This window comes from Escherichia sp. B1147 (assembly GCF_001660175.1).
Classification (GTDB): Bacteria; Pseudomonadota; Gammaproteobacteria; order Enterobacterales; family Enterobacteriaceae; genus Escherichia; species Escherichia whittamii.
The window spans coordinates 481,504-507,659 of sequence record NZ_LFHY01000015.1 but is presented as its reverse complement, the minus strand read 5'-3'; the positions used below and the strand labels follow the sequence as shown (position 1 = coordinate 507,659).

Sequence of the window (26,156 nt, the reverse complement as noted above, 5' to 3'; positions counted from 1 at the left end):
TATCAACTTTATTTTCCAACCAGATTCAACACGTTAACGATAATCATCCGGTAGAATTTAATCTTGTGCTGAACGAGTCAGCCTATGTCTATATATCCATCAGTCCGTGACTGGTGCGCATCATAAAGTAAGCGAATGAATTGCGCAATTTTTATACAGCACTCATGACTGATTAAAGCGAAACAGCGGTAACAGGAAACGTTGCGACTGTTTAACGATGGCTTCCATTGTCTCTGGCGTTAATTGCCGCCATAGCCTCTGATACCAGATATCATCACCTTCGCCACGCACCATCATGTTGCCTTCGTAAGCCTGAAGGAATTTCGTACGGGCTTTTTGCAACGTGGATTCGTCGTCCAGCATGGCATCGTTTTCTGCGTCATAACAGGTTTTTAGCCATGCGCCGCCGCTTTCAGGTAACACCAGCAACGGCGCGGACATACCTTCACGATACCCCTCAATCAGTTGTGAGAGGTAATGTAAAGCCTGCTCTGCTTCAAGTGGCGGAAAGCGCCATTCGCCATCTTTACGCAGAAAAAGGCGACTCACACCATTACCGCCGCTGGCACAGTAGACAAGGTGTTCCAGCCAAAGTTGCATCCCTTGCGCCACACTTAATAAAGATGGGCGCCAGCGCAACAGGCCATCCGACTGGACCTGCGGCAGCCAGCCCGTTATCTGCACGCCGTTGCAGGCGAGATCGATTTCCATGCTCTGGCCCGGCTGACGACAGGCAATAACTCTGTCGGCAAGTTGCTGCATCTCCTGACACTGCGTTTCCCAGAAAATTTCACCAAAGGCGCCATACGGCAAATCCCCTGCCGCCCGGAATCGGCGGAACAAGCGTTCGGCATCATCCTGCTCGACCAGTGCATTTAATAACTGCTGGTTGATTTGATAACGACTAAGCCCTTCCAGAATAAATGGTTCGGTGTCGGGGATTTCGCTGTCTTCGGTACGGAAGTTCACCTGCAAACGCATCTGAAAAAACGCCCGCACCGGATGCGCCCAGAATCGTTGTAGCGTCTCCAGCGGCACGGTTTCCGGCAAGGTAAACGGCAGCGGCTGAACAAATTCAGAATGTGCCTTACCTGCCTGACTGGCCGCGGGTAGCCACTCGCGCGCATAGCTTTGTAAGTTACCGGGCTGGTAGTTTTGTGGGTCAAACGGCATCCGGGTATGGAGACAAGTAAGATGCGCTTTTACCCTTGCCTCGCTTTCATCACAGTTAAGCGTTTCATCGCCCGGTAGATAATGGCTTTGCCCGATGTAGTCGATCAGTTCCTGCACCAGAACCGACGGGAATCGTTCGCTGTTATCCTGGATAGAGCGGCCAATATAGCTGATATAGAGTTTTTGTTGCGCGGATATTAACGCTTCCAGGAACAGATAGCGGTCGTCATCGCGACGGCTGCGGTCACCACGCTTCGGTTTCTGGCTCATCAGGTCAAAGCCCAATGGCGCAAGCTGCCGCGGGTAAACTCCATCGTTCATCCCCAGCAGGCAAACCACTTTGAATGGGATGGAACGCATTGGCATCAGAGTACAAATGTTGACCGGACCTGCGAGAAAACGCTGGCTGATACGTTCTTGATCCAGGCGTTGTGCCAGTTCATCACGTAACAACGATAGCGGCACTGCTTCGCCATACTGTGCACCCAAACCTTCAGCGATAATCGCCTGCCATTGTTGCTCAATAAGCGTCATCGCCGCTTCGGTTTCCGCATCCGGCAGGAAGAAGGCATTGAGCATATCGCGGCAAACCGGCAGCCACTCTTCAAGCGGTCGTTCCTGCGCCAACCCGCGACGCCAGATGTTTAGCTGCATTAGCAGTGACGCCAGGTGTCCTACCAGCTCCGCAATTAAGCCACTCGATTCATCGTAAGGAAGGACCGATTGCCATTCACCCTGTGCGCTTTCCATTGCGTAGCCTAGTAACATGCGCGTCAGACCAAATCGCCAGGTGTGTTGCCCGGTGGCGGGGAGTTCCAGCTCGCGCACGTTGTCGTCATCAATCCCCCAGCGAATGCCAGATTCATTAACCCACTGACGTAAATAACGTAGCCCTTCTTCGGTGATATCAAACCGCGCCGCCAGTACCGGCACGTCCAGCAGTGCTAACACGTCCTCCGACACAAAGCGGCTGTCCGGCAACGATAACAGGCTGATAAACGCTTCAAGTACAGGATGCGACTGCCGCGCCCGACGGTCGGAAATGGCATATGGCAGATACCGATCCGCTGGCGCACTGCCAAACACGGCCTGAATAAACGGACTGTAGCTGTCGATGTCGGCCACCATCACGATGATGTCGCGCGGAGTGAGTGTCGGATCTTCTTCCAGCATCGCCAGCAGGCGATCGTGCAAAACTTCAACTTCACGTTGTGGGCTATGGCAAACATGGAAGGTAACGCTGCTATCCTGTGGGTCAAGCGGGCGTTTGTTATCACTACGGGAAAACTCTTCGAGGTTCACGCCCGCAACGGCGTGGTTTTCCAGTTCCAGAATGTCGGACTGTATGTTATGCAACAGATTGTCTGGCGTGACATCGACAAAGGCGTCCAACTCCTGACTGTTCTCCAGATCGGAAAGAAGAAAGATATAGTCGCGCCCCAACTTGCCCCAGGAGGCCAGCAGCGGGTTGCCGACATCCTGTTCACCGTCGCTATTAAATAATTGTCCGGCATTTTCGCTATCGCGAAATAGCGGCAATTCACGATCTTCAAAACTGTGTCGACGCTGGCGGGTCAGCAGTTTTGCCAGATAAGCAGGATCTTTAATATCGCCCCAGTAATAACGGCAAGGGTTGGTAAACAGGAGATGGATTTCAATATGTTTACCCAGCGCCTGTAGCGCCTGGAGATAAACTGGCGGTAACGCGGAAATACCGCATATAAAGACGCGCGAAGGTAAGCCGGATGGGCAAGTCGTTGCAGACTCCAGCGTTTCGATAAAGCGTTGATAGAGATTGGCACGGTGCCAACGCGGTTGCCCGAGTTCATGGGTATATTCCACCAGCGCCTTCCACAACGGTGCTTGCCAGGCCTGCGCTTCTCCCAGCCCTTCAACCAAATGTCCTGCTTCCCACTGTGCCAGCCAGTCCGGACGATAGACCAGATATTGGTCAAACAGGTCCGCCGCTTTTGAGGAAAGCTGAAACAGTTTTCGCTTGTCGCTATCGTCAGTCAGGTAATGACGCAATAGTGTAAAATCTTCGCGCTCAAGTAGTTGCGGCAGCAGAGTCATCAGTTTCCAGCTCATACTCCGCTTGTTAAAGGCGCTCTCTTTGGGGATCTCCGGTAATACACGGACAAACATATCCCAGATAAAGCTTGCAGGCAGCGGAAAATCAATGTTTGCCGCAATGCCGAACTTCTGCGACAGGGTCATTTGCAGCCACTGCGCCATACCGGTACTTTGCACCAGAATCATTTCTGGCTCGAAAGGATCGTCCAGCCGTTCGCGTTCGACAATAAACTCCATCAACGCTTCCAGTACGTCCAGACGATTGGAATGGTAGACCCTTAACATAGCGGCTCCTGACTACTGACGATTCGGGCAATGCAGGCGGGTCATCTCGCCTTCTCTGCCCCCGGGTGAAAATAGCGTAACGCTGATGCTGACACATCCCGCCTGCGATGTCTGCATTCGGTTGACCTGCCAGTTTGCAGGTGGCGAAATCGCGCGCAGTTGCGTTTGCTGCCAGCCATGCCGCCAAAGTTGTTGGTACTGGTTTCTGCTGCCAAGACTGTTCATTAGTGTTCTCTGATACCCCGATAACGCAGTGACAATCATCACCATCAGCACCATTGCCAGCATCACTTCCGGCAGGCTAAAGCCTTGTTGATTCTTCAGGGAAGCTGACATAACGCCCCCTCTTTTTGCGGGCAGAAATCACTCCAGCCGCGTGGCGAAAAAACAATCTTTCCATCGTTCACTTCGCCTGTTCGCCACAATGAAACGCCTTCATAAACGGCAATCAGCAAGATTTCATTATCTGCCAGTAAACGCAGACAAACTCGGGCATCGGTTGCAGCGTACTGTGAGCACTGAACTGCAGGCTGTGTCTGCCAGGCATGCATTTTCCCCCACTCAAGCGCTGACTGCACAATGGCCTGACGGCGCAATGACTGGCTTTCCATAGTCACCCGAGAGGCAAAACTACGATCCTGCTGGCTCATTCCTTGTAACAGCAAGCTCCCCAAAACCAGCAGCATCAGGACCAGTGCCAACGATGAAACACCCTTTTCGCGGTTCACAGGTTGAATCCTGTCACGCTATAGCTGGCATCCACCACGGTTTGCGGATCAGCCTTGCTGGCAGCGTGCATATTAACCGTCAGCACCGGCGCGAAGCCGCTGTTATCCTGTCGGGTAACCTGAAAAGTTTCGATAGTGACGGCATCTGGATTAGTCAATTTATCCCACCCCTTACCTTCACAGGATGTCGTACCGCGTAGCGTTTCCAGAACATTGTCTTTTAGCCGAAATCCAATCTGGTCGGATTCTTTTCCCGGCTCATGCTCCCAGATGCCGTTACTGTTCGCATCCCACTGCACAATGATGCAGTCACCCTGTCCAACAATTTTCAGCCCTTCACCAGAGCAGGTTCCATGACAATAACCTGCTCTCTGGAGATGCTTCGCGACTGTAAATACTCGCAGCCATATTTCATCTTCCAGCGCCAGCTTGCGAGTAGTCATCAAACTTTCACGCTGTAATGCGGGCAGAAACCGTGCAGCCCCCAGCAACAGTACGCTGCTGATCGCCATAGCAATCAGCACTTCCAGCAGGGAAAATCCTTGCTCTTTTATAAGCATCCTTCTGTTTCTCCTTGCTGACAAAGTCGAAGCCTTCCCCATGGCGAAACCACCAACCACCACTCGCCCGTAGAATTTTTGAAGCGAATATGTCCGGCCCATGCGGTATTGCGTAGGCCAAAGAAAGTAAGCGAAGGTGTCAGGTCGCTCATTTCGACTTCGGGCCAGCGAGGCACAAAGACCAGCGGTGAACTGCCATGACAGGTATTCGCCCCAACGGCAGCACTTGCAAGACACCATGACGCTCCCTCCCTGATGACACTGATACTGTGGTCGCGGTTATGCCAGTTGGCATCCTCACGTAAATAGAGCAAATAGTCTCGCGCCTGGCTGGCGGTTTGCCATAACCGTTGCGACTGCTGCCAGTACTGCCAGCCATAGAGTCCACTTGCACTTAACATGACCAAAATCAGCATCGCGACCAGCGTTTCAATCAGCGTATAACCACGTTGTTTTTTCATGCTGGCAGTATGCGTCGCAAAGAAAAAAAGACGAGTGCCAGTTTCTATTTCTTCGGCGCGTCTTCCGGACAACTTACCCTGTTGCAGGGCGTTGCAAAATTTCGGGAAGGAGTCTCGAAGAATTTAACAGGGGATAAAAAAAAACCGACGCACGCTGGCGTCGGCTCTGGCAGGATGTTTCGTAATTAGATAGCCACCGGTGCCTTAATGCCCGGATGCGGATCGTAGCCTTCAATCTCAAAGTCTTCGAAACGGTAGTCGAAGATGGATTCGGGTTTACGTTTGATAATCAGCTTCGGCAGCGGACGCGGTTCACGGCTTAATTGCAGATGGGTTTGATCCATATGGTTGCTGTACAGGTGCGTGTCGCCACCAGTCCAGACAAAATCACCCACTTCAAGATCGCACTGCTGCGCCATCATATGCACCAGTAACGCGTAGCTGGCGATGTTAAACGGCAGGCCGAGGAAGACGTCACAGGAGCGTTGATAAAGCTGGCAAGAGAGTTTGCCGTCTGCCACATAAAACTGGAAGAACGCATGGCATGGCGCCAGTGCCATTTTATCCAGTTCCCCCACGTTCCACGCTGAAACAATAATGCGGCGGGAATCCGGGTCGTTTTTCAACTGGTTCAGCACTGTGGTTATCTGGTCAATATGACGTCCATCCGGCGTTGGCCAGGCGCGCCACTGTTTGCCATATACCGGGCCGAGATCACCGTTTTCATCAGCCCATTCGTCCCAGATAGTGACATTGTTTTCATGCAGATAAGCAATGTTGGTGTCGCCCTGCAGGAACCACAGCAGTTCGTGGATGATGGAACGCAGGTGGCAACGTTTGGTTGTCACCAGCGGGAATCCATCCTGCAGGTTAAAACGCATCTGATGACCAAAAATGGAAAGCGTTCCGGTTCCGGTACGGTCGTTTTTCTGTGTGCCTTCGTCGAGCACTTTTTGCATCAGTTCTAAATACTGTTTCATGGTTCCTCAGGAAACGTGTTGCTGTGGGCTGCGACGATATGCCCAGACCATCATGAAAACACCCGCGACAATCATCGGGATGGAAAGAATTTGCCCCATGCTGATGTACTGCACCCAGGCGCCGGTAAACTGCGCGTCGGGCTGGCGGAAAAACTCAACAATGATGCGAAACGCGCCGTAGCCAATCAGGAACAAGCCAGACACGGCTCCCATCGGGCGCGGTTTACGAATATACAGGTTGAGGATAATAAACAGCACCACACCTTCCAGCAGCATTTCGTACAACTGTGACGGGTGGCGAGGCAGCACGCCATAAGTATCAAAAATGGATTGCCACTGGGGATTGTTTTGCAGCAACAGAATATCTTCGGTACGGGAACCCGGGAACAGCATGGCAAACGGGAAGTTCGGATCAACTCGGCCCCACAGTTCACCGTTAATAAAGTTGCCCAGACGCCCGGCGCCAAGACCAAACGGAATGAGCGGCGCTATAAAATCAGATACCTGGAAGAAGGAACGTTTAGTGCGGCGGGCGAAGATAATCATCACCACAATCACGCCAATCAGGCCGCCGTGGAAGGACATGCCGCCGTCCCAGACGCGGAACAGATACAGCGGATCGGCCATAAACTGCGGGAAGTTGTAGAACAGAACATACCCAATACGTCCGCCAAGGAAAACGCCGAGGAAGCCCGCATAGAGTAAGTTTTCAACTTCATTTTTGGTCCAGCCGCTCCCCGGACGGTTCGCCCGACGTGTTGCCAGCCACATCGCAAAAATGAAACCCACCAGATACATCAGGCCGTACCAGTGAAGCGCTACGGGTCCTATTGAGAAAATGACCGGATCGAATTCCGGAAAATGCAGATAGCTACTGGTCATCTGTCACCACAAGTTCTTGTTATTTCGCTGAAAGAGAACAGCGATTGAAATGCGCGCCGCAGGTTCCAGGCGCTCCAAAGGTGCGAATAATAGCACAAGGGGACCAGGCTGGTTGCCGGATACCGTTAAAAGATATGTATATGATCCGCGCTACAGCCCTCCGCGAATCAGCCCGCCCATACCGCGACGCTCCATAAATGCTGCAACCTGATGACGAACTTCGGTCGCCAGTTGCGCTTCCAGACTACGCTGCGCAAGGTTTTCCGCTTCGGCAAAATCAATGCGCCGCAGCAAATATTTTACGCGCGCGACAGAACGCCCATTCATGGATAAATGGCGGTAACCCAGTCCAATGAGGATCGCTACGCACATAGGATCTCCCGCCATTTCGCCACACAAACGAAGATCTATCCCTTGCGTTTCCGCTTCCCTGGCGATCATTGCCAGCGCGCGTAACATCGCAGGATGCAGGCTGTCATAAATGTTCGCAACCCGTGTGTTGTTACGATCAACAGCCAGAATGTACTGAGTCAGATCGTTGGTGCCAACAGAGATAAAATCGACCCGTTTTGCCAGGTGAGGCAACATAAACACCATCGATGGCACTTCCAGCATGATACCGATGCGCGGTTTCGGGATCGCATAGCCAATCATCTCCTCGACTTCACGTCCGGCACGTTCGATCAGGCGACGCGCTTCGTCCACTTCATCGAGGCTTGTGACCATCGGCAATAAGATGTTCAGGTTGCCCGTTGCTGCATTGGCACGCAGCATCGCCCGCACCTGGATTAAAAAGATTTCCGGCTGATCGAGTGTAATGCGGATCCCACGCCAACCCAGACATGGATTTTCTTCGCTGATCGGCATGTAAGGCAGTTGTTTATCGGCACCGACATCCAGCGTACGCAGGGTGACGGGCTTATCATTGAACATTTGCAGCATGCCCTGATACTGCGCTACCTGCTCTTCTTCCGACGGGAAACCGCTTTGCAGCATGAAAGGGATTTCGGTGCGATAGAGTCCGATGCCATCAATGCGACTGCCCAGTTTTTCTTCATGTTCCGGGCTTAAACCTGCATTGAGCATGACTTTAATGCGCTCACCGCTTTTTAACTGTGCGGGTAAATTGACGTCATCTTCCGCCAGACGACTTAGCTCATTTTCTTCGCTAATTAGCCGTTGGTATTCTTGCAGCAGCACCGGTTCCGGGTCGACCAGTAATTCTCCGCGATAACCATCAACAATCAGCGTCCGACGATGCAGCACTGAAGGTTGAATATCCGCCCCCATCACGGTAGGAATACCCAGCGCGCGCACCATAATCGCAGCATGGGAGTTGGCCGCACCATCGCGCACGACGACGCCAACTAAGCGATCCTGGGGCAACTCCGCAAGGGTCGTCGCCGACAATTCATCTGCCACCAGAATGAAACGTTCCGGCCAGGCGTTCGGCCCCTGATTCGCATCATCAAGGTGAAACAGCAACCGCTGGCCCAGTGCGCGTAAATCGCCAGCGCGCTCTTTGAGATAGTTATCACTTAGTGCGGCAAACTGTTCAGCAAATTTTTCAATTACCGTTTTCACAGCCCACTCTGCGACCGAGCCTTTATCCACCTCGTCAAACAGTTCGCGACGCAAACGGGTGTCGGAAAGCAGGTGTGAGTAAAGATCGAAAATGGCCGCAGTTTCTTTCTGCGCCCCAGCAGCAAAGCGTTTGCTGTAGCGACGAAATTCGTTAGCTGCCTCTTCCAGCGCTCCGGTCAGGCGCTCACGTTCCAACGCTGGATCAAGCGTTGATGCCTGATACACCTGTTCCATTAAGGGTAATGTTGCATCCTGCCAGCCTTCGGCAATAGCCACACCAGGTGCTGCTGGTAATGCGCGGATTCGCGTCTGGCGATATTGCCCGAATAAGGCAGTCAACTGCGACTGGGAAAGAATGGCCGCCATCTGGGTGGCGAGCGTCACCAGGAAGGATTCTTCGCTTTCGTCGTACTGGCGTAGCTCTCTTTGCTGCACCACCAGCACGCCAAGCAATTGGCGACGCTGAATAATCGGAACGCCTAAGAAAGCACGGAAACGCTCTTCTTTTACGGAGGGGACATATTTAAAACTGGGGTGTTTTTGCGCATCCGCAAGGTTTATCGGTTCCGCCAGCCTGCCAACCAGGCCGACGATCCCTTCATCAAACGCGAGCGTTACGGTACGACCTCGCGGTTTTTTTAGCCCCCGAGTCGCCATCAGGTAGTAACAACGTCGGTCGTGATCGGCCAGGTAGACCGAACAGACCTCGGTATCCATCGCAAGACAGATGTCGGTAACCAGAATATTCAACGCCTCGTTAAGGCGAGGAGCACTGGCTACCTTTTCGACTATTTCGCGCAGGCGAGTGAGCATAATTGGCGTGACTTAACCTCTTTTACGTCGATAAGTAGATGCGTTTTGTGGTTTAGGCGCATTGTCCTGTAACGCCATCACAACACTCGCAAACTCTTTCATTACCCTGCGGTAGACATCACGTTTAAATGACACCACCTGTCTGACCGGATACCAGTAACTTACCCAACGCCAGCCGTCAAACTCTGGTGTACTGCTGGTTTGCATATTGATTTCCGCATCGCCGCTCACCAGCTGCAAGAGAAACCATTTTTGTTTTTGGCCGATACACACCGGCTTCGTGTCCCAACGCACCAAACGTTTTGGTAATTTGTAGCGCAACCAGTTACGTGTTGAAGCAAGGATTCGAACGTCTTTGCGGCTTAATCCTACTTCTTCAAACAATTCACGGTACATCGCCTGTTCTGCGGATTCTCCGGGGTTAATTCCGCCTTGCGGAAATTGCCAGGAGTGCTGACCAAATCGACGGGCCCACATTACTTGCCCCTGACGATTACAAATCACGATACCTACGTTTGGGCGGTAGCCATCGTCATCAATCACCGGACTACCTCAAAATAAAACTTTATATGCGAATGATTGTTTCATACTCCAGGAAGGCGGTAAACCACTCTCTGCAAGGCATTACACACTAATAACAATTGAATAACTCACAGTTAAGTGCAGAGTTATAAACAGCAGAGGGGGAACATCACCGTTTTTATTCACCTTTTCTGTGGATAGAGTTGTGAAGAACTACGGAATTACCACGGGAAAACCCAGAGCATTCTGAACAAGCTTGATTCAGGCATTACAAAATAATAATTACTAATCAATGAACTAGATGCCTAAATTACTACCAAAAAGGTAAATTCGTGACCTGCATCACACTCGCCACATACGAGGTGGTGAAAGATCAACCAATGTCGTATTTATCCACAGAATGTGCCAATAAGTTAAGCACTGCCCCCCTAAAAATTGGAGTTTCGTCGCACGTCAAGGCTGTAAATGGAAACAGTAGTGAGGGTTTTTCACAGTTATCCCAGCTTTCTGTGGATAACATGGTGTAAGATCCTGTTTATTTTCAGTGACCAGATTTGGAAAACCTACCCATACGTTGCGCAACGTGGTTATCTGAAGACTAAAAATCAATATAAATCATGCAATTGAATAACACTCGTGGAAAAAGTTACACTCGGCATATCCGGTATAAAATTACTGCTCAATTTTTAATCAAGGTATAACGCCATGCTCCAACCTCGCCCATTGCTCTCTCCACCAGAAACTGAAGCGCAGTTATTTGCGCAAGCACAGCAACTTTCCGGTTACACATTGGGTGAGCTGGCGGCACTTGCCGGGCTGGTTGCACCGGAGAATTTAAAGCGCGATAAAGGCTGGATAGGCGTGTTGCTGGAAATTTGGCTTGGCGCCAGCGCGGGCAGTAAGCCTGAACAAGATTTTGCGGCCCTGGGGGTAGAGCTAAAAACGATTCCTGTGGATAGCCTTGGCCGTCCTCTGGAAACCACTTTCGTTTGCGTGGCGCCTTTAACCGGCAATAGCGGCGTCACCTGGGAAACCAGCCATGTACGCCATAAGTTAAAACGCGTGCTGTGGATACCTGTAGAGGGCGAGCGCAGTATTCCTCTGGCGCAGCGGCGCGTAGGGTCACCATTACTGTGGAGCCCGAATGAAGAAGAGGAACGGCAGTTACGCGAAGACTGGGAAGAATTGATGGATATGATTGTTCTCGGTCAGGTTGAAAGGATTACCGCTCGTCACGGGGAATATTTACAGATAAGACCTAAAGCGGCGAATGCGAAAGCGCTCACCGAAGCCATTGGCTCCCGGGGTGAACCGATTCTGACACTGCCGCGCGGCTTTTATTTAAAGAAGAATTTCACCAGTGCGCTATTGGCTCGTCATTTTTTGATCCAGCACCCATCGCTTTGACCTGCCGCATTCCGGGCATATAATTACCGCTTCATTTTTTTTGGCAGGGCTTTGTTTGATGTTATTTGCATGGGTAACCGATCCTAACGCCTGGCTTGCGCTCGGTACGCTGACGCTGCTGGAGATCGTTCTTGGGATCGATAATATTATTTTCCTCTCGCTGGTGGTGGCAAAACTACCTACAGCACAACGTGGCCACGCGCGGCGTCTGGGTTTGGCGGCGGCAATGGTCATGCGTCTGGCGCTGCTGGCGTCTATTGCCTGGGTAACGCGTCTGACGAATCCACTTTTTACAATTTTCAGTCAGGAAATTTCCGCCCGTGATTTAATTTTGTTACTCGGCGGCCTGTTCCTTATCTGGAAAGCCAGCAAGGAAATCCACGAGTCCATTGAAGGCGAAGAAGAAGGGCTGAAAACTCGCGTTTCATCATTCCTCGGCGCTATCGTGCAGATTATGCTGCTGGATATTATCTTCAGCCTCGACTCGGTGATTACCGCTGTGGGCCTGTCAGATCACTTATTCATAATGATGGCAGCAGTGGTGATTGCCGTAGGCGTGATGATGTTCGCCGCGCGCTCGATTGGTGATTTTGTCGAACGCCACCCTTCGGTAAAAATGCTGGCGCTCTCTTTCCTGATTCTGGTGGGCTTTACCCTGATTCTGGAAAGTTTCGACATCCACGTACCGAAAGGTTACATCTACTTCGCGATGTTCTTCTCTATTGCGGTTGAAAGCCTCAACCTGATCCGCAACAAAAAGAATCCGCTCTGATATTCCGTTCGCTCTCCTGCGGGAGAGCGTTCCGCCCCCCTTCCTCACAGTTTAAGATTTTCCTGCTTTCATGATGTATAACGTCAGATTATAAACAGTCTATTATCATTAATGGGCAAAATAGGTGAGGATGACCGGATGAAAAAATGGGCAGTATTAATTTCTGCAGTCGGACTGGTATTTGCCGTTTCCGGCTGTTCCAGTGATTACGTCATGGCGACCAAAGATGGCCGTATGATTTTGACAGATGGAAAACCGGAAATTGATGATGATACCGGGCTGGTGAGTTATCACGATCAGCAAGGTAACGCTATGCAAATAAACCGTGATGATGTCTCGCAAATTATTGAACGTTAAAAAATAAGGTCAGCATCCGGCTGGCCTTAAGATTTTTCTCTTTCCCTTTTCCCTTCCCTCTGCCATTTTTATATTCCTTATGTCGTGATTATAAAAAGGAAACGGCTATGCAATATCACCGTATACCCCACAGCTCGCTGGAAGTCAGCACGCTGGGGCTTGGCACGATGACGTTTGGTGAACAGAACAGCGAAGCCGACGCCCACGCACAACTCGACTATGCCGTTGCTCAGGGCATTAACCTTATCGACGTTGCCGAGATGTACCCGGTACCGCCGCGCCCCGAAACTCAGGGGTTAACCGAAACCTATGTCGGTAACTGGCTGGCAAAACATGGCAATCGCGAAAAGTTAATTATCGCCTCCAAAGTGAGCGGACCGTCGCGTAATAATGACAAGGGGATCCGCCCGGATCAGGCGCTGGACAGGAAGAATATTCGCGAAGCTCTGCATGACAGCCTCAAGCGTCTGCAGACTGATTATCTCGATCTCTATCAGGTGCATTGGCCGCAGCGCACCACCAACTGTTTCGGCAAGCTCGGTTATAGCTGGACAGATTCTGCCCCTGCGGTTTCTCTGCTCGACACGCTGGACGCCCTGGCAGAGTACCAACGCGCGGGGAAAATTCGTTATATCGGCGTGTCGAATGAAACCGCATTTGGCGTAATGCGCTATTTACATCTCGCGGATAAACACGACCTGCCGCGTATCGTCACCATTCAAAATCCCTACAGCTTGTTAAATCGTAGCTTTGAAGTGGGACTTGCTGAAGTCAGCCAGTATGAAGGCGTCGAGTTACTGGCCTATTCGTGTCTGGGTTTTGGTACGTTGAGCGGGAAATATCTCAACGGCGCAAAACCGGCTGGCGCGCGCAATACGCTCTTTAGCCGCTTCACCCGCTACAGCGGTGAGCAAACGCAAAAAGCCGTCGCGGCGTATGTTGATATAGCCAAACGTCATGGTCTGGATCCTGCTCAGATGGCGCTGGCCTTTGTGCGCCGTCAACCGTTTGTAGCCAGCACTCTGCTGGGCGCAACAACGATGGAGCAGCTGAAAACTAACGTCGAAAGTTTGCATCTGGAGTTAAGCGAAGACGTATTAGCAGAAATTGAAGCGGTGCATCAGGTTTATACTTATCCGGCACCGTGATCCTCTCGCCTGGCGTTTTGCGCCAGGCGTCTTTTTTCCCACTTTTCAGAATATATTCACTACTTTTCGCCACATCTTTCCTGACAAAGCGCAATAGACTCTTTCGGTCAACGCCAGCGCGCGTTTCAATGTCTGTGCCCATTGTTAAGGATAACCATGTTGATTTTCAAACCTCTTCCCCTCGCCATGTTGCTTACTGGGTGTATGTCCTCCGCCTGGGGGACGCAATTAACCCAACCGCTAACACTTAAAGACGTCACTGTTTATCTGCATGGCGCCAGCCTGCAAGGTGAAGAGACACTCAACTTACCGGCAGGTGAAAGCGAAATCATCTTCACCCATATTGCCAATTCAGTAAGCGACGACAGCATCGCTATCTCTATCGATAACGGAGTGACGGTGCTTTCCTCACGTATCGCGCTAATGGAAACACAGCCGAATGCGTTGCCGTCAGAGATTCAGCAACAGTTAAAAGCAGCAAAGGTGGAACAGACAAAACTAACCGCCGAGAAAAACAATATTGCGGCTCAAATTAAGGTATTAGAGGCAAATAGCACATTAACCAATAAAAGTGCCGCCGAAGTTGGCAAGTATCTGCAAATGGTGAAAGAGAAAAATGGTGAGTTATTACGAGCCGACAATGAGTTGACGCAGAAACTTGCTGATAACCAGCTTGAAATTGAAAGGTTAGAGCAACGCGAGAGTATGCGTAACGGCGATTCTGAGGCAGCCGATGATCCGCTGGTTATTATCGCTAAGGTCTATGCCCCCCAAGCCGTTACGGCGAAGGCGGTGGTGCGCTATATGACGCCAAATGCCACATGGACGCCGCTCTATGATATTCATGCCAGCGCCATTAACCAGCCGCTGCGTCTGGTTTATAAGGCTAATATTCGCCAGTACACCGGGCTTGCATGGAAGAACGTTAATCTCGTGCTCTCGACCAATGAACCTGATACCCATCTCACCTTGCCGCAACTGGAAACACAGTATGTGGATGTACCGGAGTATGGTGGTGTAAGCGGCTCGATTTCTGCTTCAGCTAAAAAGCGGAACCCCGTAATGGAACAGCATTCGCCAGAGTCCTCTGACCAGGATGCCTCAGAATTGCAGAAAGCCCTGGAGACAGAGATGCAAAAAACAAGGGAGCAACGAGCCGGGCGCATGTATGCGGCATCAGCAGCGCCCGTTTCACCGCGCCCTGAAAGTTTCACTGCGCAAAATGTTCGCTATGCGCTTTCGCTGCCGTGGCAAATCGACAGCGATAATACCGCGCGCACGGTGGTCATTAAGGAAGAGTCGATCAACGGAGAATATCGCTTCTTTGCCATTCCGAAAATCAGTAATGCCGCCTGGCTCCAGGTACAGATCAAAGACTGGGAACAGTTGAATCTGATCCCCGGCGAAAGTCAGATCTTCTTTGGCAATAACCGTACAGGTCTGGGCTATTTACAACCGCCGGAAGATGGTAAGTCGCTGGATATTCAGCTAAACCGCGATCCTAAGCTGATTATTCAGCGTAAAGCCGTTCTCAAAAAAGAGAATGCGTTATCTATCTTTAACGACAGCGCAATACGTAACTTCAGTTACACCCTCAATGTGAAGAACAGCTACGGCGAAGCAGTGGATATCACTCTGCTCGACCAGATCCCAGTCAGTGCTAATAGTGATATTACTGTGGAAAAAATGCAGTATGGCCAGGCGCAGTTTGATGCGAAAACGGGTGAACTGTCCTGGACGCTGAAACTGTCAGGCAAAGAGAACGTGAGTCTGCCATTCTCATACAGCGTGAAGTATCCAAAAGGTATGCACCCTTCGGGAATGTGACCTTCACCAGATGGCGGAATGTGCCATCTGGTAAAAGCTTAATGACGGCGTTGCCAGACCCACAGCGCCGTTATTGCCAGCGCAAACAGTGCACCAAAGCCAATACCAATTGGCACAACCGGAATACCCACCATTACCGCCAGCGAGTAAATGCCCAACATCAACAACATGGCGCTGTTTTCACCCAGGTTCTGTACTGCAATCGCATTCCCCGCCCCGACGCTTTTTTTGCCTCGTTCCTGGAGTAACGCATTCAGTGGAACGACAAAAAAACCGCCCAGTACGCCAATCAGCATCAGTAAGGCGTAGGCAGGAAGCAGAGCGTGTTGCAGGGAGAAAATCAGTACCACCACGCCAATCAAAATACCGGCTGGCATGCAGCGTGACACGGTTTCCAGCGTAACCAACTTCGCTGCCGCACCTGCACCAACCACGATACCAATCGCTACCATCGCGTTGAGATAGGTCGGCGTGGCGTTATCGGTAATGCCCAGCGCCACCGGTACCCACAGCACCAACAGGAAGCGCAGCGTGACACCCGCGCCCCAGAATAAACTGGTGCCCACCAGCGAAAATCGTGTTTCACCGTTGCGCCATAATACGGCGCAAGCAGAGATAAAGCTGCGAGCCATGTTGATCAGATTCCACGACTGTCCCGGACGTGCCGCCGCCAGTTTTGGAATATAGAGATTTGCCGCTACCGCCCCAGCATAAGCCAGCGCACAGGCCGCCAGCGCGGCAAGAACATGCCAGTCCGCCAGCACGCCACCCGCTACGGAGCCGAGCAAAATCGCCGCAATAGTGGAGGCCTCCATCAAGCCGTTAGCCTTCACTAACTGATTACCGGTAGTTAACTCACCAAGAATACCGTATTTCGCCGGAGAATAAGCCGCTGCACCGACGCCCACCAACGTATAACCGAGAAACGGATTAATGCCAAAACAGATACTGGCTGCACCCAGCAACTTAAGGCCGTTGGCAAACATCATTACCCGGCCTTTCGCAAAGCTATCCGCCACCTGACCGACAAACGGCGCAAAGAGAATGTAAGCACCAACAAACACCATTTGCAGGATTGGCTGGCTCCAGTCCGGGTAGAACTGCGCTTTCAGCAACGCCAGAGTGGCAAACAGCAGCGCGTTATCGCCAAACGCAGAGAGAAACTGCGCGGCGATAACTGCTTTCATTCCCTTCGACCATAGTGAAGTGTTAGTGTGCACTGACTCACTCATCGTGTTTTTCCGCTTCGTCGACCCAACTTTTCAACGTGACAAAGTCAGGCTTGCCGCTGCCCAGTAATGGCATCTGTTTCAGATAGCGAATGTCGCGCGGTACGGCAAGTTCCGGTACGCCATGTTCGCGGGCATATTGTTGCAGCTTATCGCGCGTCAGTTCGCTGTCTGTAGTGAACAGTACCAGCGCCTCGCCTTTACTGGCGTCGCTCTTAATCGCGGTGGCATGGACTTTATCTGGCGAAACACCAAGTGCCAGTTGTTCCACCATTTCCAGTGAAACCATCTCTCCGGCAATTTTGGCGAAGCGTTTCGCGCGGCCCTGAATCTGCACAAAGCCCTGCTCGTCGAAACGCACGATATCGCCTGTATCATACCAGCCGCGCTCCATCTCACCGTGGATGTTCTCAGCCGTTGGCACTTCCAGCACGCCAGGTTTCTCCACCCGCAGGTAGCCGTTCATTATGTTCGGCCCTTTTAGTTGCAGGCGACCGCCTTCTTCAATGCCAGGAACCGCCAGCAGTCGCGCATCCATCCCCGGCAAAATACGCCCTACCGTACCTGGTTTCGCCGCCATCGGTACGTTGATGGACACCACCGGCGCGCATTCGGTCACGCCGTAACCTTCAAGAATGCGCAGGCCAAACTTATCCTGCCAAAGCTGTTTGGTGCTTTCTTGCAGTTTCTCCGCACCTGCCACCACATAGCGTAGACGATAGAAGTCATACGGGTTGGCGAAGCGCGCGTAGTGACCGAGGAAGGTCGAAGTGCCGAAAAGCACCGTACAACTGCGGTCGTACACCAGTTCCGGCACAATGCGGTAGTGCAGCGGGCTGGGGTATAGGAACACTTCCGCCCCCGTCAACAGTGGCGTAAACAAGCCAACGGTCAGACCAAAAGAGTGAAACAGCGGTAACGCCGACATAAAGCGATCGTTGGTGGTGAAGTCGGCGATAGTTTTAATCTGCTCAACGTTCGCCAGAATGCTTTTATGGCTATGGACAACGCCTTTCGGATGGCCTTCAGAACCGGAAGTAAAGAGGATCAGCGCCTCTTCTTCTGGCTGCTGTTTTACCTGTGCCAGACGCGGCATCAACAGATGGGCGAAGATCCATACTTTGTCGACAGTGGTGACGTCCGCTTTTAAATCTTCCAGATACACCCAGCGCACCTGAGTCAGCTGCTCCGGCAGATGCCAGAGTTTGCCTTTGTCGAGGAACTGGCGGGAAGTGAAGATGGTTTTGATTTCGGCGGCAGTAATAGCACTGGTCAGCCCTTTTACCCCGGCGGTGTAGTTCATCATTGCCGGAATACGGCGACGGGCGATGGCCCCAAAAATCACCGCTGCACTAATGCCCGCATTGGGCAGCATTAAGCCGATTCTTTCCCCTTCAACGCTATATTTTTCGAGGATGCGACCAACAAACAGTGTCTTAGTGAGCAATTTGCGATAGGTGTCTGGGGTAAAGTTGACGTCTTCGACACACTTTTTCCTGGCGCCGAAACGGTACATTGCGCTCAGTAGTGATTCGTACAGCGTTTCACGTGGGCGCACCGCCATACGCGCTTCCATCATAATTTGGTGCAGCATTTCCCCTGCGATTTTACGGCGGTCGCGAGCGCGCGGCGCATCAGGCATCGGCACCTGCGTCGGAGGCAAAATATGCAGATGAATTTGCGGGAACAAGCGCCGTTTAACCAGACCTTTCAGGCGACTGAAGTGCGTAAGCTCCGCCCCTTCAATACGCACCGGAATAACCGTTGCACCTGACTTCGCCGCCACAAAACCAGCCCCATCGTAGATTTTCATCAGCGAGCCGGTGGTCGTGATGCGCCCCTCCGGGAAAATCACTACCGGACGACCTTGCTCCACTAAACGAACCAGATGTTTGATTGCCATCGGCTGAGTCGGATCGAGAGGAACGAAGTCGATAAATGATTTCAACCAACGCATATACCACTGCTGGCTGATGGAGGTGTAAACAGCAAACACCGGGCGAACGGGTAAAAATAAAGCCAGCAGAATGCCATCAATAAAAGAGACGTGATTGGGCGTAATAAGAACGCGCTCGCCCTTAAGCGCCTGGGTGTCACCTGTCACGCGAACGCGGTACAGAGCAAGGCACAAATTTCGAAAAAAGCTAAAAAGCATTTCAACTCCCTTTGCTCATTAATTCATTTAATGCGAATGCGGTGAGATTACACGAGATGAAGAGATCGAGCGACAGTAAAGTCGGTGCGAAAAAAAACCTGCGCATCCGCGCAGGTTGGTGCAAGAGACAGGGTACGAAGAGCGTACCGAATAATCTCACCAATCAATACCTCTGGGATCTTGATTGTGGTCCGCACGGCGACGCTTCGCCAGCGAGAAAAAGCAAAGGAATGAAGGGAAATGCAACGAGGTGTGTAAATTGTCGGTTACTGTTACAGATTTGCGACAGGCAAAAAAAACCTGCGCATCTGCGCAGGCTGGTGTAATTCATGTGCTCAACCCGAAGTTGACTTCACCTATCAATACCTCTGGGATCACCACTTTATCAACCTGTAGACAAATGCCACCAGCAGTCAATCGCAACAGCGTTTCGCAAAGTGTAACCAAAGGTTTGCAATCTCTTTTTTTTCTTACTTATTCTCGTTTCGCGCACACTTCCCACGCTGAAATCACAACGCCCCTTGAACCAACGGGCGTTTTCCGTAAAACTGGCAGATTGTAAGCGTTTACCCACAAAGGTATTTTCATGGCGACCATTAAGGATGTAGCCCGACTGGCAGGCGTTTCAGTCGCCACCGTTTCCCGCGTCATTAATAACTCTCCAAAAGCCAGTGAAGCTTCTCGTCTGGCTGTGCATAGCGCAATGGAATCTCTGAGCTATCACCCGAACGCGAACGCCCGTGCGTTGGCGCAACAGACCACTGAAACGGTCGGCCTGGTCGTTGGTGATGTTTCCGATCCGTTTTTCGGTGCAATGGTGAAAGCGGTCGAACAGGTGGCTTACCATACCGGTAATTTCTTATTAATTGGCAACGGTTACCACAACGAACAAAAAGAGCACCAGGCCATTGAGCAGTTGATTCGCCATCGCTGCGCCGCGCTGGTCGTCCATGCCAAAATGATCCCGGATGCCGATTTGGCCTCATTGATGAAGCAAATACCTGGCATGGTATTGATCAACCGGATCCTTCCGGGTTTTGAGAATCGTTGTATCGCTCTGGACGATCGCTACGGTGCCTGGCTGGCAACACGCCATTTAATTCAGCAAGGTCATACACGCATTGGTTATCTCTGCTCTAACCACTCTATTTCTGATGCCGAAGATCGTCTGCAAGGATATTACGATGCCCTTGCCGAAAGTGGTATTCCGACCAATGATCGGCTGGTGACTTTCGGCGAACCGGACGAAAGCGGTGGCGAACAGGCGATGACTGAACTGTTGGGAAGAGGCAGAAATTTCACCGCCGTGGCCTGTTATAACGACTCAATGGCGGCAGGCGCAATGGGCGTGCTCAATGATAATGGGATTGATGTACCGGGTGAAATTTCGCTGATTGGTTTTGATGATGTGCTGGTGTCACGCTATGTGCGCCCACGGCTGACCACGATCCGTTACCCAATAGTGACAATGGCGACCCAGGCTGCAGAACTGGCATTGGCGCTGGCGGATAATCGCCCCCTGCCGGAAATCACCAACGTCTTTAGTCCTACGCTGGTACGTCGCCATTCAGTTTCAACACCGTCGCTGGATGCAAGTCATAACGCAGCCAGCGACTAGCCACGATTAAAGCAACTCGAGCGCCAGTAATTCCTCAATGGTCTGGCGGCGGCGAATCAACCGCGCCCGACCATTATCAAACAGAACTTCTGGCAACAATGGGCGACTATTGTAGTTAGATGACATTGACGCACCATATGCGCCAGTATCATGCAGAACCAGATAATCGCCAGCCTTCACTTCCGGTAAGGCGCGGGTTTCGACATTCCCCCCTTCCTGCTGGGTAAAAACATCGCCCGATTCACATAATGGCCCTGCGACAACGGTTTCCACCGTTGGCGCATGTTCAAGAGAGCGACCATCAGCCGCCAGCGCGCTAATATGGTGGTAACTGCCGTACATTGCCGGGCGCATCAGATCGTTAAATCCAGCGTCAACCAGCACAAAGTGGCGACTCCCCATTTGTTTGACGCTCCGTACCTGGGTAATTAACACACCAGACTGTGCTACCAGGAAGCGACCCGGTTCAATTTCCAGTTTCACATGGTGACCGAGATGGCGGGCGATTTGCTCACGTGCAGCATTCCACAGACCATAATAATGTTCAGTATCAACCGCCTCTTCTCCCTGCTGATACGGAACAGAAAGCCCGCCCCCCGCAGAGATAGCCTGTAAATCCTGACCAAAATCGACAACCTGACGCACCATCGCACCACACACCTGCTCCAGATGCGCATAATCAACACCAGAACCGATGTGCATGTGAATGCCGACCAGTTGCAGATGATGACGTTGTATCACTTCCAGCGCGGCCGGAAGATCGGTATACCAGATGCCGTGCTTGCTGTTTTCGCCACCGGTATTGGTTTTTTGGCTATGACCGTGACCAAAGCCTGGATTAACGCGCAGCCATACCCGATGCCCTGGCGAAACCTGACCAAGTTGGTCGAGCATATCAACGGAGCCAGCATTCACTGGAATTTGCAATTCACTGACGCGATCGAGCGTCGCCTGATCGATAACATCCGCAGTAAAGACAATATCATCGGGATGCGTTTGCGGATTATATCCCGCCGCCAACGCGCGTTCGATTTCCCCTAATGAGACGGAATCCACTTTCACGCCCTGTTCGCGCATTAAGCGCAAAATATGAATATTGGAACAGGCTTTCTGCGCGAAGCGCACCACATCAAACTGTTTCAGCGCTGCAATCTGCCGACGGATAATTTGTGCATCGTAGACCCAAACCGGGCAACCGAATTCTGCAGGCAAGCGCAGCAGATTTTCGGCGGTGAGATCGGTATCAGTGCTGAATAGTGAATGTGGCATAACAAACTCCGAATAAGTGCTTTTTTATGATTACGCCACATCATAAAAAGAATAAAAAATATCGATTTATGCCGAGTCTATGCAAAAATGATATGGATCACCGAATTGCGAGAGAACGCCAATGGCCGCCGTTAACTTACGTCATATTGAAATTTTTCATGCGGTTATGACCGCCGGCAGTCTGACTGAGGCGGCACAACTGCTGCATACTTCACAGCCAACCGTCAGCCGCGAACTGGCACGCTTTGAAAAGGTGATCGGATTGAAACTGTTTGAGCGCGTTCGCGGGCGATTACATCCTACCGTTCAGGGACTGCGCCTGTTCGAAGAGGTTCAGCGCTCCTGGTACGGGCTGGATCGCATAGTCAGCGCTGCTGAAAGTCTGCGCGAGTTTCGCCAGGGAGAACTTTCTATTGCCTGCCTGCCGGTCTTTTCGCAGTCTTTTTTGCCGCCGCTGCTGCAACCTTTTCTGGCCCGTTATCCTGAAGTCAGCTTAAACATTGTGCCGCAGGAATCGCCGCTACTTGAAGAGTGGCTTTCGGCCCAGCGTCATGATTTAGGCCTCACCGAAACGCTGCATACACCTGCGGGTACGGAACGCACGGAATTACTCTCTTTAGATGAAGTGTGTGTTTTACCGCCGGGCCATCCGCTGGCGGTAAAAAAGGTATTAACGCCGGAAGATTTTCAGGGTGAGAACTACATCAGCCTTTCCCGTACTGACAGCTATCGTCAGCTGCTGGATCAATTGTTTACTGAGAATCAGGTTAAACGACGCATGATTGTAGAAACCCACAGCGCCGCGTCAGTCTGCGCGATGGTACGGTCGGGGGCGGGTGTTTCGGTGGTTAACCCGCTCACCGCTCTGGATTATGCGGCAAGCGGATTAGTGGTTCGGCGGTTCAGTATTGCGGTTCCCTTCACCGTCAGCCTGATTCGCCCTCTGCATCGTCCGTCATCAGCACTGGTACAGGCATTCAGCGAGCATTTACAGAGCGGTTTACCAAAACTGGTTGCCACTCTTGAAGCTATTTTGTAGCGAATTACGACAGCATAAAGGCAACTGCATCCTCGGCATGAATAGCCGTAGTATCAAACACAGGCAGAACACTGCGCTCTTCTGGCACCAGTAAACCAATTTCCGTACAGCCAAAAACGACGCCCTGCGCGCCCTGTTCTGCGAGGCGAGCAATCACCTGCGCATAATAAGCGCGTGATGTTTCGCTAAATTGCCCCAGACACAGTTCTTCAAAAATAATCTGGTTAATTTTCGCCCGCTCATCCGCTTCAGGGATCAGACAGTCGATGGAAAATTGCTCCGCCAGTCGCCCACGATAAAAATCCTGTTCCATGGTGTAGCGCGTACCCAGCAGCGCCACGCGAGTCATTCCGGCACGGGTAATTGCTCGTCCGGTGGCATCCGCAATATGTAAGAAAGGCAGTGAACAACGGGATTCGATAGCATCCGCCACTTTGTGCATCGTATTAGTACATAACACAATGCCTTCAGCCCCCGCCCGCTGTAAACCCAGCGCCGCTTCAGCCAGAATTTCTCCTGCTTTGTCCCACTCCCCGCGACGTTGACACTCTTCTATTTCATGAAAATCAACGCTATGTAACAGCACTTGCGCAGAGTGAAGCCCACCAAGTCGTTGTTTAATGCCTTCATTTATCAGACGATAGTAAGGAATAGTAGATTCCCAGCTCATACCACCCAGCAGACCAATTGTTTTCATTCCTTTCTCCTGACTTGTGAGTTAATGCAGCAAGGCTGAATAAGGAACTCAACGGCCTGGCGCCCGATCTCTATTAGCGAAAAAAAGGCCGGATGTACAGCACATCCGGCCTGTGACATCAGATGCCGATATTTCTCAATTTTTCGCCGGCCATCAGTTTGCGTTCGATATGCTCCAGCGTGACATTCTTGGTTTCCGGAATGAGCCAGAAGGTAATGCCCACAAACGCAATATTCAGCGCGGTGTAGAGCCAGAACGTACCGGCAGCACCAATGCTATTGAGCAGTGTCAGGAAGACTGGTTAGCACAAAGTGATCGGTAATGAACGGCAAGGCTCCGGCGATGACCCCGATATCAAGACCGAATAACAATCCTGCAACCGCAGCAGCTACCGAAACAAACATATTCATACGACGCGTATCTCGTAGAGGACGCGGCGTTAAAGCAGATTCCGTATTGATAGTAACCATTTTTTCCTGCCAGCAGAGAATAAGACATAGTGAAAAAATACGTGAACAACTCATACAGGTGTCAGGTCGGAATTAGCATAAATATGGATTAAATTGCTACGACATGCGGTTATGTGATGGACATTCCAATTTTCAAATTAAGTAAAATTATTGACGTTATTATTAACTACATAATTTTAAAGTAGATAAAACTCATAAAATTTATTAATTGATAATTTATATGGATTATTTCATAACCGAGATATGGATTATGATGATCTGCTGGTATAAAAAACCCTGCCATATGGCAGGGTCATAAAAATGAATTGAATAACTTAACGCGCCAGCCAGCCGCCATCTACGGCGATGGTATAACCATTCACATAGTCTGAAGCACTGGAGGCAAGGAACACCACTGGCCCCATTAGATCGCTCGGCAATCCCCAACGCCCTGCCGGGATGCGGTCAAGAATTTCCGCACTACGCTTTTCATCAGCCCGCAGTTGTTGGGTATTGTTGGTCGCCATGTAGCCCGGAGCAATCGCATTAACGTTGATGTTATGTTTTGCCCATTCGTTCGCCATCAGGCGGGTCACGCCCATCACGCCGCTTTTTGATGCGGTATACGAAGGTACGCGGATCCCGCCCTGAAATGAGAGCATCGAAGCGATATTGATAATCTTGCCGCCGTTGCCCTGTGCAATGAAGTGTTTCGCCGCTGCCTGGGACATGAAGAATACACTTTTGATGTTCAGGTTCATCACATCGTCCCAGTCTTTTTCACTGAAATCGAGAGCATCTTCACGGCGAATCAATCCGGCATTATTCACCAGGATATCAATATGGCCGAACTCTGCTACCGCACGATCCAGAAGTGCAGGAATGCCATCAATCTGACGTAGATCGGCGGTCAGGCTTAAAAAACGACGACCCAGCGCCGTGACCTGTTCAATGGTTTCTGTCGGTTCAACGATATTAATACCGACGATATCACAGCCCGCTTGCGCTAGTCCCAGCGCCATCCCCTGCCCCAGTCCAGTGTCACAACCAGTGACTACCGCAACTTTACCATCAAGAGAAAATTCTTTTAAAATCATAATAATACCTTATTCATTTTGCCCGCAATTAGCGCAGGTCTTTAACGGCAACGTGGTCCATATCATCAAAGACCTGGTTTTCACCTACCATGCCCCAGATAAAGGTATAAGCTTTGGTCCCTACGCCGGAGTGGATAGACCAACTCGGGGAAATTACTGCCTGCTCGTTATGCATCACAATGTGACGCGTTTCTTGCGGTTGCCCCATCATGTGGAAAACACAGGCGTCATCATCCATGTTGAAATAGAAGTAAACTTCCATCCGACGCTCGTGGGTGTGGCACGGCATGGTATTCCACAGGTTTCCCGGAGCCAGCTCCGTCAGCCCCATGCTCAACTGGCAGGTTTCCAGCACATCTGGCACAAAATATTTGTTAATTGTGCGACGATTACTGGTGATGTTATCGCCCAGCGTAACCGGAGCGACTTCAGCCGGGGTCACTTTTTTAGTGGGATAGGTAGTATGGGCAGGTGCGCAGTTGTAATAAAACTTCGCCGGAGTGGCACTATCAATGCTGGCAAAAACCACTTCTTTTGCACCTTTACCAATATAGAGAGCGTCGCGGTGACCGATTTCGTAGCATTGACCATCGACGGTAATCGTACCAGCGCCGCCAATATTAATAACGCCCAGCTCGCGACGTTCCAGGAAGTAGCTCACGCCCAGTTGTTTTCCAACTTCCCCACCAACGGAAACCGTTTTTGCTACCGGCATAATGCCGCCAACAATAATGCGGTCAATGTGGCTGTAAACCATCGTGTACTCATCCGCAACGAATACCTTTTCAACCAAAAATTCATTACGCAGCCCCTGGGTATCCAGCGTTTTTGCATGCGCACTGTGGATGCTCTGTCTTACGTCCACATCAACCTCCGATAATCATTGAACTGTAAAATCACAACGATTGTGAAACATCGTTTCGTTTTATTCTTTAAAGGATGATATGCCTGCACAGTGTGCTTTTCAATCAAAAATAAAACATTGTTTCATTTTTTGATAAGGGATTGAGAAAAGTGTCGCGTCGATCACG

General features: G+C 51.1%; 23 protein-coding genes and 1 pseudogene. 7 read left to right on the top strand and 17 right to left on the bottom strand.

Annotated elements, in window-relative coordinates; all coding sequences use genetic code 11:
* Positions 1–162: 162 nt before the first annotated feature.
* The 10 genes from recC to A9180_RS24965 all read right to left on the bottom strand — a co-directional run bounded on the left by recC (position 163) and on the right by A9180_RS24965 (position 10,581).
* Complete coding sequence (gene recC, locus A9180_RS17385) at positions 163–3,531, bottom strand: exodeoxyribonuclease V subunit gamma (protein WP_064529842.1); 3,369 nt, start codon at positions 3,529–3,531, stop codon at positions 163–165.
* A 12-nt stretch (positions 3,532–3,543) separates the two neighbouring features.
* Positions 3,544–3,867, bottom strand: a complete 324-nt coding sequence (locus tag A9180_RS17380) for a prepilin-type N-terminal cleavage/methylation domain-containing protein (RefSeq protein WP_064529841.1) — start codon at positions 3,865–3,867, stop codon at positions 3,544–3,546.
* Positions 3,852–4,259, bottom strand: coding sequence for a DUF2509 family protein (locus A9180_RS17375; protein ID WP_064529840.1), 408 nt, complete (start codon positions 4,257–4,259; stop codon positions 3,852–3,854). Before A9180_RS17375 ends, A9180_RS17380 begins: the two co-directional genes overlap by 16 nt.
* Positions 4,256–4,819, bottom strand: coding sequence for a prepilin peptidase-dependent protein (locus A9180_RS17370; RefSeq protein ID WP_064529839.1), 564 nt, complete (start codon positions 4,817–4,819; stop codon positions 4,256–4,258). The genes A9180_RS17375 and A9180_RS17370 overlap by 4 nt, the downstream gene beginning before the upstream one ends.
* Positions 4,810–5,280: a prepilin peptidase-dependent protein gene (locus tag A9180_RS17365; RefSeq protein ID WP_064529879.1), complete on the bottom strand. Its 471-nt coding sequence runs from the start codon at positions 5,278–5,280 to the stop codon at positions 4,810–4,812. The genes A9180_RS17370 and A9180_RS17365 overlap by 10 nt, the downstream gene beginning before the upstream one ends.
* Before the next feature lie 185 nt (positions 5,281–5,465).
* A complete protein-coding gene (gene thyA / locus A9180_RS17360) occupies positions 5,466–6,260 on the bottom strand; it encodes a thymidylate synthase (RefSeq protein ID WP_000816232.1) in 795 nt (264 codons plus the stop codon).
* A 6-nt stretch (positions 6,261–6,266) separates the two neighbouring features.
* Complete coding sequence (lgt, locus tag A9180_RS17355) at positions 6,267–7,142, bottom strand: prolipoprotein diacylglyceryl transferase (RefSeq protein ID WP_000204656.1); 876 nt, start codon at positions 7,140–7,142, stop codon at positions 6,267–6,269.
* Positions 7,143–7,292: 150 nt separating this feature from the next.
* Positions 7,293–9,539: a phosphoenolpyruvate--protein phosphotransferase gene (gene ptsP / locus A9180_RS17350; protein WP_064529838.1), complete on the bottom strand. Its 2,247-nt coding sequence runs from the start codon at positions 9,537–9,539 to the stop codon at positions 7,293–7,295.
* Positions 9,540–9,551: 12 nt separating this feature from the next.
* Positions 9,552–10,082, bottom strand: coding sequence for an RNA pyrophosphohydrolase (rppH, locus tag A9180_RS17345; protein ID WP_064529837.1), 531 nt, complete (start codon positions 10,080–10,082; stop codon positions 9,552–9,554).
* Between the two features lie 352 nt (positions 10,083–10,434).
* Complete coding sequence (locus A9180_RS24965) at positions 10,435–10,581, bottom strand: hypothetical protein (protein WP_274540061.1); 147 nt, start codon at positions 10,579–10,581, stop codon at positions 10,435–10,437.
* Positions 10,582–10,766: 185 nt separating this feature from the next.
* Here A9180_RS24965 and mutH point away from each other — a divergent pair, with 185 nt between their 5' ends.
* From mutH to A9180_RS17310, 5 genes are all read left to right on the top strand, one after another.
* Positions 10,767–11,468 (top strand): DNA mismatch repair endonuclease MutH, encoded by a 702-nt coding sequence (mutH, locus tag A9180_RS17330; protein WP_064529834.1) that lies wholly within the window; start codon positions 10,767–10,769, stop codon positions 11,466–11,468.
* Between the two features lie 58 nt (positions 11,469–11,526).
* Entirely contained in the window at positions 11,527–12,240 is a 714-nt protein-coding gene (locus A9180_RS17325) for a TerC family protein (RefSeq protein WP_064529833.1), read from the top strand.
* A gap of 138 nt (positions 12,241–12,378) precedes the next feature.
* Positions 12,379–12,597, top strand: a complete 219-nt coding sequence (gene ygdR, locus A9180_RS17320) for a lipoprotein YgdR (RefSeq protein WP_061090702.1) — start codon at positions 12,379–12,381, stop codon at positions 12,595–12,597.
* A 107-nt stretch (positions 12,598–12,704) separates the two neighbouring features.
* Positions 12,705–13,745, top strand: coding sequence for an NADP(H)-dependent aldo-keto reductase (locus A9180_RS17315; RefSeq protein ID WP_064529832.1), 1,041 nt, complete (start codon positions 12,705–12,707; stop codon positions 13,743–13,745).
* Between the two features lie 156 nt (positions 13,746–13,901).
* Positions 13,902–15,572, top strand: a complete 1,671-nt coding sequence (locus A9180_RS17310) for a DUF4139 domain-containing protein (RefSeq protein WP_077883538.1) — start codon at positions 13,902–13,904, stop codon at positions 15,570–15,572.
* A 38-nt stretch (positions 15,573–15,610) separates the two neighbouring features.
* On the opposite strand, the gene lplT is transcribed toward A9180_RS17310, so the two are convergent.
* Positions 15,611–16,804 carry a lysophospholipid transporter LplT gene (lplT, locus tag A9180_RS17305; RefSeq protein WP_064529831.1) on the bottom strand — a complete coding sequence of 398 codons (1,194 nt, stop codon included), beginning with the start codon at positions 16,802–16,804 and terminating at the stop codon, positions 15,611–15,613.
* Complete coding sequence (aas, locus tag A9180_RS17300; RefSeq protein WP_064529830.1) at positions 16,797–18,956, bottom strand: bifunctional acyl-ACP--phospholipid O-acyltransferase/long-chain-fatty-acid--ACP ligase; 2,160 nt, start codon at positions 18,954–18,956, stop codon at positions 16,797–16,799. Before aas ends, lplT begins: the two co-directional genes overlap by 8 nt.
* Before the next feature lie 586 nt (positions 18,957–19,542).
* On the opposite strand from aas, the gene galR reads away from it, so the two are divergent.
* Entirely contained in the window at positions 19,543–20,574 is a 1,032-nt protein-coding gene (galR, locus tag A9180_RS17295) for an HTH-type transcriptional regulator GalR (protein ID WP_064529829.1), read from the top strand.
* Positions 20,575–20,580: 6 nt separating this feature from the next.
* Here galR and lysA read toward each other — a convergent pair whose 3' ends face one another.
* Entirely contained in the window at positions 20,581–21,843 is a 1,263-nt protein-coding gene (gene lysA, locus A9180_RS17290; RefSeq protein WP_064529828.1) for a diaminopimelate decarboxylase, read from the bottom strand.
* A 121-nt stretch (positions 21,844–21,964) separates the two neighbouring features.
* Between lysA and lysR the strand changes: the two genes are divergently transcribed.
* A complete protein-coding gene (lysR, locus tag A9180_RS17285) occupies positions 21,965–22,882 on the top strand; it encodes a DNA-binding transcriptional regulator LysR (RefSeq protein ID WP_064529827.1) in 918 nt (305 codons plus the stop codon).
* A 4-nt stretch (positions 22,883–22,886) separates the two neighbouring features.
* On the opposite strand, the gene ygeA is transcribed toward lysR, so the two are convergent.
* From ygeA to kduI, 4 genes and pseudogenes are all read right to left on the bottom strand, one after another.
* Positions 22,887–23,579 (bottom strand): amino acid racemase, encoded by a 693-nt coding sequence (gene ygeA / locus A9180_RS17280; RefSeq protein WP_064529826.1) that lies wholly within the window; start codon positions 23,577–23,579, stop codon positions 22,887–22,889.
* A 118-nt stretch (positions 23,580–23,697) separates the two neighbouring features.
* Positions 23,698–23,874 (bottom strand): annotated as a pseudogene (locus A9180_RS24370) (MFS transporter); the annotation flags it as partial.
* Positions 23,875–24,363: 489 nt separating this feature from the next.
* Positions 24,364–25,125, bottom strand: coding sequence for a 2-dehydro-3-deoxy-D-gluconate 5-dehydrogenase KduD (gene kduD / locus A9180_RS17270; protein WP_064529824.1), 762 nt, complete (start codon positions 25,123–25,125; stop codon positions 24,364–24,366).
* Between the two features lie 28 nt (positions 25,126–25,153).
* Positions 25,154–25,990, bottom strand: coding sequence for a 5-dehydro-4-deoxy-D-glucuronate isomerase (kduI, locus tag A9180_RS17265; RefSeq protein ID WP_064529823.1), 837 nt, complete (start codon positions 25,988–25,990; stop codon positions 25,154–25,156).
* Positions 25,991–26,156: the final 166 nt, after the last annotated feature.